Source organism: Sphingobacteriia bacterium, from assembly GCA_017304685.1.
Lineage (GTDB): Bacteria > Pseudomonadota > Alphaproteobacteria > Rickettsiales > 33-17 > JAFKLR01.
In genome coordinates this window covers 532,230-546,624 of record JAFKLR010000003.1, presented here as the reverse complement: position 1 = coordinate 546,624, position 14,395 = coordinate 532,230, and the positions used below count along the sequence as shown (strand labels likewise).

12 protein-coding genes are annotated in these 14,395 nt (G+C 27.7%); 7 read left to right on the top strand and 5 right to left on the bottom strand.

Annotated elements, in window-relative coordinates:
* Nucleotides 1–94: 94 nt before the first annotated feature.
* A complete protein-coding gene (locus J0H68_02595; protein ID MBN8827576.1) occupies nucleotides 95–406 on the bottom strand; it encodes a hypothetical protein in 312 nt (103 codons plus the stop codon).
* Nucleotides 407–688: 282 nt separating this feature from the next.
* Here J0H68_02595 and J0H68_02590 point away from each other — a divergent pair, with 282 nt between their 5' ends.
* The 4 genes from J0H68_02590 (at nucleotide 689) to J0H68_02575 (ending at nucleotide 3,810) form a co-directional block, all read left to right on the top strand.
* Entirely contained in the window at nucleotides 689–1,462 is a 774-nt protein-coding gene (locus J0H68_02590; GenBank protein MBN8827575.1) for an outer membrane protein assembly factor BamD, read from the top strand.
* Between the two features lie 130 nt (nucleotides 1,463–1,592).
* The gene (locus tag J0H68_02585) at nucleotides 1,593–2,684 is read left to right on the top strand and encodes a hypothetical protein (protein ID MBN8827574.1); all 1,092 of its coding nucleotides are present in this window, start codon (nucleotides 1,593–1,595) and stop codon (nucleotides 2,682–2,684) included.
* Nucleotides 2,685–2,750: 66 nt separating this feature from the next.
* A complete protein-coding gene (locus tag J0H68_02580) occupies nucleotides 2,751–3,467 on the top strand; it encodes a hypothetical protein (GenBank protein ID MBN8827573.1) in 717 nt (238 codons plus the stop codon).
* Nucleotides 3,468–3,540: 73 nt separating this feature from the next.
* Nucleotides 3,541–3,810, top strand: coding sequence for a hypothetical protein (locus tag J0H68_02575; protein ID MBN8827572.1), 270 nt, complete (start codon nucleotides 3,541–3,543; stop codon nucleotides 3,808–3,810).
* On the opposite strand, the gene J0H68_02570 is transcribed toward J0H68_02575, so the two are convergent.
* Both J0H68_02570 and J0H68_02565 read right to left on the bottom strand, forming a co-directional pair.
* On the bottom strand, nucleotides 3,807–6,611 hold the full coding sequence (locus tag J0H68_02570) for a hypothetical protein (protein ID MBN8827571.1): 2,805 nt from the start codon (nucleotides 6,609–6,611) through the stop codon (nucleotides 3,807–3,809). The genes J0H68_02575 and J0H68_02570 overlap by 4 nt on opposite strands.
* 126 nt (nucleotides 6,612–6,737) lie before the next feature.
* Nucleotides 6,738–7,274 (bottom strand): peptidylprolyl isomerase, encoded by a 537-nt coding sequence (locus J0H68_02565; protein ID MBN8827570.1) that lies wholly within the window; start codon nucleotides 7,272–7,274, stop codon nucleotides 6,738–6,740.
* 164 nt (nucleotides 7,275–7,438) lie between these two features.
* Here J0H68_02565 and J0H68_02560 point away from each other — a divergent pair, with 164 nt between their 5' ends.
* Entirely contained in the window at nucleotides 7,439–7,714 is a 276-nt protein-coding gene (locus tag J0H68_02560; GenBank protein ID MBN8827569.1) for a hypothetical protein, read from the top strand.
* Between the two features lie 10 nt (nucleotides 7,715–7,724).
* Here J0H68_02560 and J0H68_02555 read toward each other — a convergent pair whose 3' ends face one another.
* The gene (locus tag J0H68_02555) at nucleotides 7,725–8,210 is read right to left on the bottom strand and encodes an ankyrin repeat domain-containing protein (protein MBN8827568.1); all 486 of its coding nucleotides are present in this window, start codon (nucleotides 8,208–8,210) and stop codon (nucleotides 7,725–7,727) included.
* A gap of 98 nt (nucleotides 8,211–8,308) precedes the next feature.
* Between J0H68_02555 and ligA the strand changes: the two genes are divergently transcribed.
* Complete coding sequence (ligA, locus tag J0H68_02550; protein MBN8827567.1) at nucleotides 8,309–10,381, top strand: NAD-dependent DNA ligase LigA; 2,073 nt, start codon at nucleotides 8,309–8,311, stop codon at nucleotides 10,379–10,381.
* A 27-nt stretch (nucleotides 10,382–10,408) separates the two neighbouring features.
* On the opposite strand, the gene J0H68_02545 is transcribed toward ligA, so the two are convergent.
* Entirely contained in the window at nucleotides 10,409–12,394 is a 1,986-nt protein-coding gene (locus J0H68_02545) for an ankyrin repeat domain-containing protein (GenBank protein MBN8827566.1), read from the bottom strand.
* A gap of 197 nt (nucleotides 12,395–12,591) precedes the next feature.
* Between J0H68_02545 and J0H68_02540 the strand changes: the two genes are divergently transcribed.
* Nucleotides 12,592–14,352, top strand: a complete 1,761-nt coding sequence (locus J0H68_02540) for an aminopeptidase P family protein (GenBank protein ID MBN8827565.1) — start codon at nucleotides 12,592–12,594, stop codon at nucleotides 14,350–14,352.
* Nucleotides 14,353–14,395 lie beyond the last annotated feature (43 nt).

Sequence of the window (14,395 nt, the reverse complement as noted above, 5' to 3'; positions counted from 1 at the left end):
AAGTATTAACAAATGTAAGTTTATTAATAAACATTTGATATAAATGGAAAATTTTTTAATTATAAAAACTTTATTTATAATTTTTAGAAAGAAGTTATTCTTCGACTTCTATTTGTTTATAAAGAGTATTGATAATTTTTTTAGCAAGCCCTTTGCCATACATTCTATCATAATTGGTTGGATCAAAGTCAAATCCATGCAAATCAATATCAAGGTGAAATATATTTTTTATAACACCATATATAAAATTATTAGTTTTTTCTGAGACTCTTATAATTGCTTCCGCTTCTTCGTATCGCATGCTGATTTTTGACATACCAGGAAATTTTGGTTTTACATTATTGCATAACGCTTGTAAAACAAGTGCTTTTGGTAAGCCTACAATTGATACCCTTTCTTCCGACATATTAGCTCCTAATATTATCAATATATCATAGGTTTTATTAGTAATCTAGATGAAACATTACTAATTTATTTATTAATTAATTATTTTAACTGGTTATTAGTAAATTTAAGGTATGTAAGATTAGAAAAATATTTATTGATATAAATAATTTCAACTTTTACACAAAAAATGATACAAAAAAATATCACTAACTTGTATTTTTTTGTATAGTGTATAGCAATATACAAATGTGTTAGTGCATTTTTATAAGAAATATTAATTAAATAAAATTAACTTATCATTATGAAAAAACTTGTAATTACCTTAATCACTACCTTGCTTCTTGCAAATTGTGCTTCGACTAAAAAAGAAGTTGAAAAAAATTATGAATCAGCAGAGGCTTTATATACTGAAGCTGTTGTAGAATTAAATAAAAAAGAAATAGCAAAAGCATCTGAATTGTTTGAACAACTAGAAAAAGAATTCCCTTATTCAAAATGGGCTATTAAAGGGCAATTAATGTATGCTTACTTACAATATGCACAAAATAATTTTGCAGCTTCAATTGCTTCTTTAGAAAGGTTTTTACAACTCTATCCTCTTCATCAAAACGCTGATTATGCTTACTACCTAATTGCACTAAACAATTACGATCAAATTAATAATGCAGGAAGAGATCAACAGGATACATATAAAGCCCTTAATTCACTTGAAGAAGTTATTAATCGCTTCCCAGATTCACCTTATGCTAAAGATGCAAAAGTTAAACTTGATTTAGTACATGAACATTTAGCTGCACAAGAAATGTCGGTTGGTCGTTTTTATTTAAAGAAAAATAATATTATTGGCGCTTTAAATAGATTCAAAACAGTGGTTGATAGATTTAATAAAACTATTCACGTAGCAGAAGCTTTATTTAGACTAACTGAAATTTATTATTCAATGGGTCTTGTTAATGAGGCACAAAAATATGCAAGTATTTTAGGTTATAATTTCCCTCATAACCCTTGGTATCATAAAGCTTATGAATTACTTAAAGGAGTTAAATCAAAAGAAAAATGGTATAAAATTTTCTAATTTTTCTAATATCTACAGAAAATTATAAGGAAACTAATCATGATGTATTCAAGCTATGATTTAGAGAAGACCATATTCAATCAGGATTACAAAACTATTAGAAGCATTTTACGGTATTAAACCAGAATTATTGAACATCCCTTTTCAACCGCAATTAAACTATAACCCACCGCTTAAAGGTAAATACTATCCATTAGAATTAGTATGCTCAGTTGATTCAGAAAACTTTAAATTAATTGAAACCTTTATAGCTTTTGGCGCTATTCCATTTCCCAAACGTGAAGATAAGAATATTAAAACTTATTCAGAAATTATTGATAAAATTAAGTTAAAAATTTTTAAAATTTTAGTATTAAATAAACTATACATCAATGCGCCGATAAACACAAATAATGACACTTTATTACATGCTTGTAATTCAAATTACGACCATCGAGATTCACAAAAAGATAAATTTTTGTTATTATTATCAGTTGGCGCTGATCCTAATTTATTAAATAATGATAATTTACTTGCTATTCAAAGAAAATTTAAGGTTAATATCGGTAATGGAATACATTTAAAACTTCCCTTTATAAGAAGGTTCTATACATATTTTTTAAAAGATAAAACTGAAGAACAACAAACAAAATTTTTACAAGAACCTCTACCAAAATATAATGCTGACCCATGGAAACCAAATTTTATAAGCGATATAAATCGTCCAAGTAAAGATATTAAAAAAGCTTATAAAAAAATATCTAAACATTTTCAGTTTTTTACCGAAATTTTAGAGGGAGTAAATGGCTTAAGTAATTTAGTTCGAAAACTCGTAAAAATGAAAATTAATTTAATAGAAAATATATTAATAAGCCAAAAGATTAATATAACCGCTAATAGTTTAAAGTTTCATAAAATAATTTTTAATGCAATTACACCTTTTTATTTCTTCATATTTGATAATTTTATTTTAAATCGTGAAGATAAAAATTTTGGAATAGGTTGCTCATTTAGAAGCATTAGTGTTACTAAAACTATTAAAATAGATGAAAAAGAAAAATATTCAAATAATCCAGCGGATTTAAAATCCTTTGAACTTCCTGATGAAATTCTTATTAAAATTTTTGAATATGTTCATCCAACTATCAATCCTGTATTAGCTGCAAGTGAATTAGCAACATTTAGAAAAAACATTAAATCAGGTTATAATATAAATGAACATAAAGCTCACGGTAAAAACTAATTAAAATTTTAATTATTATTTACATATCAAAAAATTATATTTAGCATAAATTTAATATTAATTTTTATGAGCTTACACATGCAATTAAAGGCACCTGACGCTAGAAAAAAACACTCTTTAATTAATTCAACTTTAATAAATGCCGTAAATAAAAAAGCGGTAAAAAAGGTAGAAGCTGCTTTAAATAGTGGTGCAAATGCTAATATTATTGATGAAAATGGTTTTACCCTTTTACATCAAACAGATTCTCTCCCAATCGCAGAAGCTTTACTAGAACATAACGCTATTCATATTCCATATACCGTATTATCTTACAAAGAAGATAAGTATATTCCCTCACCCTTTAGAACAGCAATTGAGAGAAATCATATTCATATAGCCAAATTAATTTATGCATATGTTAAAATTGTAAAACAAGAGAATTTATCTGCTGAAGATCAACATCTATTTGTAAATTTAGGTCAAACATTTTTACAAATAACAGAAGAAGCATTAAAAATAATCCAAAACAATTCTAAATTTCAAGATTTATCATATAGAAAGATTTTTGCTAATATAACTCGTTTAATAGAAATTGATCTTGATTTAAATAATAGTTTAAATATCTTATCTTCTGAAATTCCTGGATTATTTAACCATTATGCTAAGGAATATCTTGAGCATAATTCAAATTCTAAAAATCTCCTTACTTCTCTAAGTACTTTAAGAGGAATAGAAGAAAAACGAAGAAATAATCAACTGATTAATAAAGAAGAAATTAAACATTGCTTTAAAAATATATAATCCTTGACATTTTATTAATTTTTTATTAATATAAGATATAATAATTAATAAACATAATTTAAGTTATTGAAATATGGAAACACTTAAAGATCTATTATCTGATATGAAAGAAGATACAAAGGTTAAGGTAAATTTAAATTACTTTAATATTTGGTTAAAAAACCAACTTCCGGAATGTATATTATCAATGAATAATAGCTCTAATATTGAAAAAGCTGATTTTGACGAATCATTTTTAACATTTTGGGAAGAATTTAACTTCATTGCGCCATTAGAAGTGAATTACGGTGAGCCTTACAATTTTCCTCAGGAAAATATTGAAAGTTACTTTTTACATAATTAAAGCTCAAGCCCTTTTCCCTTATCATTAACGGAAATATTTAAAACTGAGGAATTTATCTTAGATACTTCGGTCATAATTTCATTCGCTATCTTTAACCCACCTATTTCTGCTACAGCAATTAAGATATCCGGAACTGGCTTACCCTTTAAATTCTCAACATCATTTTTATAAGCTTCCAGTAATTGAGGAACATCTCTAGAAAAATGAAAACTTTTTGATAATTCCTTTTTAAATTTATCAAATTCTTGTTTATATTCTTTTGTTTTTACCATTTTAGGGTCAACGCTTAAAGCAATTGCTACTTCAAAATCATCATTTGCTAATGCTGTTTTTAAATGCTCAAATATAATCTTTGGGGACAAACAATGTGAAAATTCATTTTTTAATTTATGAATTGCTTTAGCATTTTTACTTAATACTGCTTCTTCAAGTGCTTTGTGAATTAAATCAATTGGTACTCCATTACCCATTGCATTGTAACTTTTAATCATCGCCTTTGTTTCTTTATATTGTTTTTTAATATTTTCAATAACTAAATTATCTTTGTTATTTATTTGCTCTAACTTCTCGTTAGTAACAGATTGAAGATAGGAAAAAGAATGCACTGAAGTCATATTTATAATTTCATTTTGCAATTTTGGCCCGCCTATTTCACCTATTGCTAATAATACATCTGGCATTCCGATAATATTGCTTCTAACCTCAGGATGGTTGTAAGCATTAATCAACCTCTCTAAAGTAGATGCAATATTAAGCCCATTCGCGATTTCTTTTTCTAAATCTTGTTTAAACTTCTCAAACTCTTTTTTAAATTCTTTTGATTTATTATTTGCATTAAGTAATAAAGCAAATTCAACTTCACCTGCTTTTAACGCCTCTTTTATTGTTTCAAATACAAGCTTTGGGGATTTTAAGTTATCTAAATAATTTTCATGTAAGAATTTTAATTCTTCATTATCTTTATCTTTTAATGCAAAGCTTAAAGCTTCTTTAAGCGCTTTTTCCGATGGTATTATCTTAGGATTATTCTTAAAATCTTCTAACAATAATTCATCACGCTGCCTAAAAGCTTGTACAAAAAGCTCATCTATTTTCTTTTGGGATAAATCTTTAAAATTAACTGGATCATAAAAATCGCTGAACATATCTCTTATTTCTTTTGGTAAATAAACTTTCTCAATACAACCTGCTTGGTCAAGTAATTTATATAATCTACCAGGATTTACTCTTGATAATTTTTCACCTTTATCAAAAGGAATTTGAATTAAATCTTCAGTAATTCCATATTCTTTTTTAATTTGCTCGTTTAATTCAACAACTGCCGCCAAAACTGCCTCTGCGGCAAATTGAGAACATAATTTATATTTTTTCTTACTTATGCCATTACCAAAAAACTGGTCATGAATTTTTTTATTATTACGGTCTTTAAATAAATATTTATGGAATGAAAACAATCCATAATCAGCCATACCTGCTAGTAATATTTTTGATACCGAATTTTCTAATCTATTCCCATTTTCTGCTGCGCCAAATTTCTCAGGACTCATTAAATTAGAAAATATTTCTTTAAATTTATTATTAGCAAATTTTTCAATCTCTTCTTTATTAAGACGATTATTTTTGACTTTATTTGTATTAATAAGCCTATCAATTTTAATATTAAATGAATCGCTACCTAAAATTGCTCTTAAACTTAACGCATCTTCTTGATAGGTAGCTTCTATTTCTCCCATTTTTAATTCATAAGTACTATTTCCATTGATATCTTTTACGATCTCACCTTTATCATTTCTAACTAATTTTTTATAATAAACACCTGCATGAGAATAATTTGAAATATATTTTTTATTTAAAATTTGAGCTTTATTTCTTAAATGAATCCCTAATTTTTCAAGCTTAATAAAATCATTTAATATAATACCTGTATCAATTTTCATCTGATTAGTTGCGTTATAAGTTGCAACTATAGTTGGCATTATTCTTTCTAAACACACTTGAACTCTTTCGATTCTATCATTATTAGTGTATCCAAGTGCAAATAGAGTTCCAGCTTGTTCTGATGCTGCATATATAATTGAATATTCTTTAAGAGTAATTTTCTCACCCTTTTCTAAACGATTAACTATATCTTCCAGTTTATCTAAATCTTTTAATTTGAATATTAATCTGCGTAAATCACTAATTGGCTTATGATAGACCTGAGCAAAAGGATGCTTTATTTTTAAAAGTCCGCCTAAAACTTTATTTAAATCCATGTTTCCAATAGCTTTTTCTAAACCTTCCGATATAGCTTGTTTTTCAATATCGCTAGCAGTATTAGACAAAAGTGTTCCAAACTGAACAATTAGCCTAATATCTTCCTCTTTAAGGTCTTTAGTTTCAGGAAATTTATTTAATTTATTTACTAGAGTTTTTACAGATTCTTGATTTTGAACATCAGGTAATAGTTTAGAATAATAAATATTCTTTCCATTTTCTTCTTTGACTTCAAACAAATTATTAGATCTTAGTAATTCTAAATCTTCATAATCATAAAGCAAGCTATAAGCAGGTACTAATTCAACTTCAGTTAAATATTTATAAAACTGAACTTTCAATTCATTTTTTAAATTTAAATCGCCTTTTATATTACTATTACTTTTATTAATATTTTTTAAATAAAGAGAGAATAATTTTCCCGACACTTCATTAAAGGTAACATTCCCTCTATTTTGAAAGAAATCGCTAGTAAGCTTTACTTCTTTATATAATTCTTCGATTGATTGTTTAAATACATCTAAATTGATAGCTGGAGCAACCATAAATTTATCCCTAACTCACATATATTATGCTTTAGCTAATATTATAACATAATATTTTCAATAAGTTAAATTTTTAACTATTTTAAATTTAACTTATTGAAAATTAAGGATAAATTTAAGTTTGGCTTATTTATCGCCTTCTAATCTCATTTTTACAATTTTGTCGGGATCTTGAACAGCGCCACTGCCTTTAGAACCTTTCTTAATTTTATCAACAAATTCCATTCCTTTTGTAACTTTACCCCATACTGTATATTGACCATCTAAATGTGGAGCTGGTTCAAAACAAATGAAAAATTGGCTATCCGCGCTATTTGGGTCATTGGTTCTTGCCATTGAAACGGTACCACGAAGGTGTGGTTCAGTAGAGAATTCTGCAGGTAATTTCACTCCACTACCGCCAGAACCTGTACCTGTAGGATCACCGGTTTGAGCCATGAAACCTGGGATTACTCTATGGAAATTTAAACCATCGTAATAACCTTTCTTGACTAATTCTTTTATTCTTGCAACGTGTTTAGGGGCAACTTCAGGCAACATTTGAATATAAACATTACCATCTTTTAGTGTTAAAATTAATGTATTTGAATCAGCTTTAGCCATAGAAAAAACTCCGAATAGAAATAAACAGATTTTTAAAAATTGTTTGAGCGTTTTTAACATAAAATATCCTCTCAAAAGTTATGGGGCGTGTTTAGCATAAAATTAAAGTTTTAGATAGCTAAATTTATTATAGAATTTAAATAATTTTGTTTAAAATACTTAACTTATTTAATACACATGTTACATTATATATATTCATTACAATTTTTTAAAAATATAAGAATATGAAAAGACAGCTAGATGAAAAAGTAATATTAGATGTATTTCGTACTGTAGAAGAAAAACATGGAACCTCTACACTTTGTGGAACGTTTCGCAGTCTTATAACCACAGATTTTACCAGCGAAACAACTTTTAACATTGCAACCCTATCACTTAACGGAGAAGAGAAGAAAACTTTAAAAAATATTAGAGATATAAATAGCAATAGGTGTAAAGAAGATTGCAAAAAGGAAAAAGAGCTTACTAATTATTTATTCAAATTAAAGTGTAATAATTAAAAAAAATTAATTACAACATTTCAATTCCTGCCAATTCATTTCTACTATCAATTAATGCTCTTAGTCCAGTAATAGGTAAAGCGTTATAATTCCTGATAACATTTGCAACTTTAGTATTAGCGCACTCTAAAGGAATTTTACCCCAGCGATTTTTAATTTGTGTATCAACTCTACCGCTTTCAATTAACATTGTTACAATTTGCAAATTTCCGTTAATTGCTGCTAAATGTAAAGGCGTTTCACCAAAGCTATTCGTAGCATTTAAATCGACTGTTTTATCATTAATAAACAATTCTATTGATTTCAGTAATTCTTCTTTATTTTTATTTCTATAAGGAGCTATATTAATTAAATTATGAAGCGGTGTATTCCCGTGTTTATCTTTTGAATTACAATCCAGCTTCTCCTTTTTTAAGCAGCCTAATAAGGTGAAATTCGCTTCAAGCGCAGCCCTATGTAAAGCCTTTTGAAGTCCACTTGAAATAGAATCTCTCATACATCCCTCTTTTAAAAATAAATTACTAAATTAACAAATATTATTATATATATTTTCTATTTTATAAAATACAGTTTTATGATAAAAATTTTATGCAAATAAAAAATGTAGGTAAAATGGACTTAAAAACTGTAGAACAACAGCATAAAGAATTAACTGAAAAAATAAGAGAATATAATAAAGCTTATTATGATGAAGATAATCCGATTGTAAGCGATGCTGAATACGATAGAACAGTCCAAGAATTACTTAAAATAGAGCGAGAATTCCCTGAACTTTCAAAAAATAGTGTTACACAAGAAATTGGTGGTAAACCTGCGGAAGAATTTAAAAAAGTAAATCATAAAAAATCTATGCTTTCACTTGCAAATGCTTTTGACATGGAAGATATAAAAGATTTTTTTGAACGTGCATGTAATTTTCTAAATATTCCTGAACCAAATTTTACTGTTACAATTGAACCAAAAATTGATGGCTTATCGTTCTCTGCAATGTACCATAATGGTAAATTACAATATGTAGCAACTCGAGGCGATGGCACAACCGGTGAAGATGTAACACAAAATATGTTAACAATAAAATCTTTCCCAAAAGTTATTTCCCACCCTAACCTTCCAGAGTATTTTGAAGTTCGTGGTGAAGTATATATGACTCATGCAAATTTTGAATATTTAAATAAAGAGCGTTTAGAAAAAGAAGAAGCCTTATTTGCAAACCCACGTAATGCTGCTGCAGGTTCTTTAAGACAGCTTGATTCAAGAATTACAGCTAAAAGGAATTTAAATTATTTTGTTTATGCAGTTGGCTTTGAAAGCCATGAAATATTCTTAAAACACAGCGATTACCTTATTTTTTTTAAAGAACAAGGTTTTAATGTTTATCATAATATAGTAACTAGTAGCAATTTAGATGATGTAGAAAAATATTATAGAGACATGACCTTAAAAAGATCAGATTTAGGTTTTGATATTGATGGAATTGTAATTAAAATTGATGATCTAAAATTACAAAGAAGATTAGGCTCGGTTGGTAAAACTCCACGCTGGGCAATTGCTTTTAAATTTCCTGCTATGGAAGCAATAACTCACATTCATGATATTAAAATTCAAGTTGGTAGAACTGGCGCACTAACTCCAGTTGCAGAACTTGAGCCAGTAAACATTGGTGGCGTAATGGTTGCACGTGCCTCTTTACATAACCGTGATGAAATTGAAAAAAAAGATATTAGAATTGGCGATTATGTAAAAGTTATTCGCGCTGGTGATGTAATACCACAAATCACAAGTGTAATTTTAGAGAAACGTAATAGCACTTCTCAACCATTTAAATTTCCTGCAAACTGCCCTGTATGTGGCTCAGAAGTTTATGAATCACCTAATGAAGCAGCAATTCGATGCGTTAATAGAATAACTTGCGAAGCACAAATAATAGAATATCTAGTTTATTTTTGTTCAAAAAATGTTGCAGATATTAACGGACTTGGTGAAAGACAAGTAGAATTTCTTTATCGTAATGGTTTTATCACTTCAGTTGTCGATATATTTCGCTTAAGCAAAAAAAACGATGCTTCATTAACAAAGTTAGAGAATTTTGAAGGGTGGGGTAAAAAATCGGTAAGTAATTTATTTGAATCAATTGATAAAGCTAGAATAATGGATTTAGATCAATTTATTCATAGCTTATCAATTAGACATGTTGGCGCTGGTATTTCAAAACTACTTGCACAAACTTATTTAACATTAAATAGTTTCCTAAACGCCATGCAGAAAGCAGCTCTACACCCTCAAAGTGAAGAATATATTCATTTAATAAATACCAACGGTATTGGTGAAAAAATCGCTCATTCAATAATTGAATTTTTTCAAAATAAAAAACATATTGATACTATAAATGAGCTACTACAATATATTGAAGTTAAAGATTATGAAGTAATAACTTCTACTTCTATTCTTACAGGAAAAACTATCGTATTTACAGGATCACTAACTATTTCCCGCCCTGAGGCAAAAGCTATTGCAGAAAAATTAGGCGCACATGTTTCAAGTAGCGTATCTAAAAAAACTGATTATGTAGTTGCAGGAGACGACGCAGGAAGCAAGCTTAAAAATGCTAAAGAACTTGGAGTTAAAATAATAGATGAACAGGAATTTATAAATTTAGCCAATGGTTAAAAATGTTTGCTAAGTTTATGAATTTTCTTACATCATAAGATCCATTCTGTCTTTACCAAAGCCTTTATCAGCAGATAATCTCCATACTCTATAAAGCTTCATGATTTCATTAGTTTCATGAATAGTAGTTATATTTATTTCTTCCTTTAAAAAACCCATGTCGTTTATTTGAGGTTCATACATTGGATTTTCAAGGATATCCGCAATTTGTTTAATGTAGTCATCTATGTCCTCCACTTTACCCTCTAACATTCTTTTAGCAATAAAATCTCTTTTAAGCAAAACAGCCCAATCTATAGGTGATTTACCTTCTACATCGCGACTAAAACAATCAGCTTCATGCTCTAGAAGTAAATTCACTGCAATTATATTTCCACTTTTAACAGCATAATGTAAAGGTAAGCTTTCTGATTCATCCAGTGGCATGTTTACATCTAAATTAAAAACCATTTTATTACTTAATAAATAAGATAATAGGCTAGTTTTACATTCCTCAATAGATAATTTTAAAAGATATTTTATATACGTTAAATTTGCTGATATACCAGCTTTTAGTAAAGTTTCTGCAATTTCACATTGATTATTATTAATAGCATATTCAAGTGATTCAGCCCCACTTTCATGAATATTTAATTTAAAATTTTCTTTATTAATAATCATAAAAGAAAGTAATTTAGAATCCTTACAATAAACAGCCATGTTAACTATTTCATTAGCCAATTCATGTGTTAATGTAATCCCATATTTCAAAAGTAACATTAGCAAGTTTGAATCACTTGTACTTATTCCATGCTTAAGTAGTGGCTCACCTTCCCTATTTATGTCTATTTTAAAACCATTAAGCATGTATGAAAATAAATTTTCATTTAAATTAAGGGCCGCTAAGTTAAATATATACTTCAACTGAGTTTCATTGAAATTTACTTGAGCTTTTAATAACTCTTCAATAACCATTAAATGATTTGAACTAATAGCATTATCTAATAGAGTCATATTATTAAATAACGGTTCTTCAAGTGCCAAATTAAAAAAACCATTATTTTTTATAAAATAAACTATAATTTCTTGCTTATTACAAACAATTGCAAGCTCCAAAATTTTATGAATGTTTTTAATTTTAATTTTATGATTGTGACAATCGATTAGGAATTTTACAAGATTTAATATATCTTTTTGATTTATTAAATAATCTATATAAATGGAACTAAACTTTTCATTTTTACACGTATCTTTACAATAAACATTTTTTAAGTAACTTATCTCACCCTTTGCTGCATATAATGAAATTAAATTATAAAGTGTAGTATCGTTAATAATTATATCAGGTATTTCAAGTAATTGAGCAATTACTTCCGTTTTTCCATTTTGAATATGAAAATCAAGACAGCTTCTATTATAGTTATCAAGAATATTAAAATTCGCACCTCTTTCAATTAATGCAAATACAATATCATCATAATCTTTAATTCTTTTTTCCAATAATGTCATTTTGCTAGGATAACTTGATTCTATAATATAATCTTCAAAATATGATACATTTAATGAAAGAATAGGCATCGAAGCTAAATGTAATGCAGTGTAGCCTTCCCTATCCTTAATATCTAAGTCTAAACTTAATGCTTCCTTATATTGTAAAAGTAGATTAACAATTTCCCTAAAACCAGATTCTGCTGCTATATGAAGCGCGGTTTTTCCATATTGTAAATCTCTCACATTGATATCAGGGTTATTTCTTAAAATAGCTTGCACAGCCTTGAAATTATTTCCTTTAACAGCCTTATGTAGGTTTGTATAACCATTTTCATCATAATTAATATTATTTTGAGGAAGATGATTAATATTTAAATTTGTTATTTGTGTAAAGTTTATAGTTATAGAAACTTCGGCATCATTGGGTAATATACCCGATTTAGATGAAATAAGTGAGTCAAATTGGTTATTAAGTTTTGGACCACTTTGTTGGGGATTATTATGAGGATTAGATTTTACTTTTGTATTAACTTTTTTTCTCATATCTACAACCATAAGTATAAATAAATTAACATTATTTTTACTATAAACTTATTGAGTATGCAATAATTTATATGAAAATTTTCTGCCTCAAATCCTCTGAAGTTTAATGAAGTTTTACAATTAGTTTATAATGATATCCATTGAAATAATTTTCCTGTAGATTATAAATATTGATGTAACTCAATTAATTGTACCTTATGTATAAAGTTTTAAAACAATATTTGAAAGATAATAACATTGATGCTTTTGCAATTGGATCTTCTGATGAATTTTTAAGCGAATATGCTGCTGAATATGCGAAACGATTAAAATTTATAACTAATTTTACCGGATCAGCTGGCATTGCAATTATCACGGGCAAATTAGAAAAAAATGCTTTTTTTACCGATGGCAGGTATACCACTCAAGCTAGTTTAGAACTTTCAGATGATTTTGAGATTTATAATTTTAGTGAACTTGGTGATAGCGTATTTGCAGAATGGATTAGCAACAACATACCTGAGGGTGGAGTGCTAGCTTTTGATTCTAAATTACATACAAAAAAAATGATTGATTGCACTAAATTAAGATTAGCTGGTAAAAATTATATTTTTAGATCAATTGAAAACCCAGTTGATAAAATTTGGAAAGATCAACCTTCTCAACCCAGTTCTAACTCATTTATCCAACCTATTGAATATAGTGGTTGTGAAGTTAAAGCAAAACTTGAAGATATATTAAAATACATGAGAGATCATGATGCTGATTACTATTTACTTACCAAAGCTGAATCAGTCTCTTGGCTACTTAATATTAGAGCATATGATCTATCAAATACACCTGTATTATTATCATACGCACTTATCGATAAAAATGGAGTTATAACATTATTTACTTATAATATTGAGAGAATAAATCAAAATATTTTAAATAAAATACATGCCCAAATTAATGTTAAAGTAATAGATGAAATTGAATCGTATTTACTTACAAATTTAAAGGGTAAAAATATAATTTTTGATCAAGAATTATCACAAGCTTGGTTTTCTGATCTACTTTCTGATATTTCAAATATTATTAATAAAAAAGATATAACTATTTTAAAAAGAGCCATAAAAAACGACAGTGAAATTGAGGCTATTAAAAAAGCTCATAAATTAGACGCTGTAGCAATGATAACTTCACTATATGATGTGAATTTTAAAATTCAAAACGGCGAATATATTGATGAACTTGAAGTTGGAAAAATCTTTTTTCATAATCGTAATTCTCAATTAGAATTTATTTCAGAAAGCTTCGATACAATAGCGGGTTTTGGCAGTAATGGTGCAATTATTCATTATAGAGCTACTGAAAAATCAAATAAACAAATTGTAGGCGACAATTTACTTTTAATTGATTCGGGCGGCCAATATTTATGCGGGACTACTGATATTACACGGACTATTTTAGTTGGTAAAGCTAAAGCAAAATGGATTGAATATTATACTCTGGTATTAAAAGGACACATTAACCTTGCAAGGGCAAAATTCCCTAATAAAACAACAGGACATCAGCTTGATGTTCTAGCTCGCTTTCATTTATGGCAATGTGGGCTTGATTACCAGCATGGAACTGGCCATGGCGTTGGTAATTGTTTAAATGTTCATGAAGGTCCTCATTCTATAAGTACATATGCAAATCCTCAACCCTTAATTCCAGGTATGGTTACTTCTAACGAACCTGGTGTTTATTTACCTGGAGAATTTGGAATCAGAATTGAAAATCTTATGTATGTAAAACAATCTAATAATAACTTTAATTCTTTCGAGCAACTTACTCTTGTTCCATATGATAAAAGGCTTATTGATTTTTCTATGCTAGAAATTCATGAGAAAAAATGGCTTAACGATTATTATGACCAAATTATAGAAGAAATATTGCCATTACTTCAAGATGAATTGGTTAAAGTCTGGTTTGAGAAAGAAGTAAGTATTTGACAACATAATTTTTTATAATTAAAAAATATAACGATTTATTAAC

Bases quoted from the DNA above. Each gene is read 5' to 3' on its own strand.
- J0H68_02545 (MBN8827566.1), bottom strand. From the start codon at position 12,394: ATGAGAAAAAAAGTTAATACAAAAGTAAAATCTAATCCTCATAATAAT.
- J0H68_02555 (MBN8827568.1), bottom strand. From the start codon at position 8,210: ATGAGAGATTCTATTTCAAGTGGACTTCAAAAGGCTTTACATAGGGCT.
- J0H68_02580 (MBN8827573.1), top strand. From the start codon at position 2,751: ATGAGCTTACACATGCAATTAAAGGCACCTGACGCTAGAAAAAAACAC.
- J0H68_02570 (MBN8827571.1), bottom strand. From the start codon at position 6,611: ATGGTTGCTCCAGCTATCAATTTAGATGTATTTAAACAATCAATCGAA.
- J0H68_02595 (MBN8827576.1), bottom strand. From the start codon at position 406: ATGTCGGAAGAAAGGGTATCAATTGTAGGCTTACCAAAAGCACTTGTT.
- J0H68_02565 (MBN8827570.1), bottom strand. From the start codon at position 7,274: ATGTTAAAAACGCTCAAACAATTTTTAAAAATCTGTTTATTTCTATTC.
- J0H68_02590 (MBN8827575.1), top strand. From the start codon at position 689: ATGAAAAAACTTGTAATTACCTTAATCACTACCTTGCTTCTTGCAAAT.
- J0H68_02560 (MBN8827569.1), top strand. From the start codon at position 7,439: ATGAAAAGACAGCTAGATGAAAAAGTAATATTAGATGTATTTCGTACT.
- J0H68_02575 (MBN8827572.1), top strand. From the start codon at position 3,541: ATGGAAACACTTAAAGATCTATTATCTGATATGAAAGAAGATACAAAG.
- J0H68_02540 (MBN8827565.1), top strand. From the start codon at position 12,592: ATGTATAAAGTTTTAAAACAATATTTGAAAGATAATAACATTGATGCT.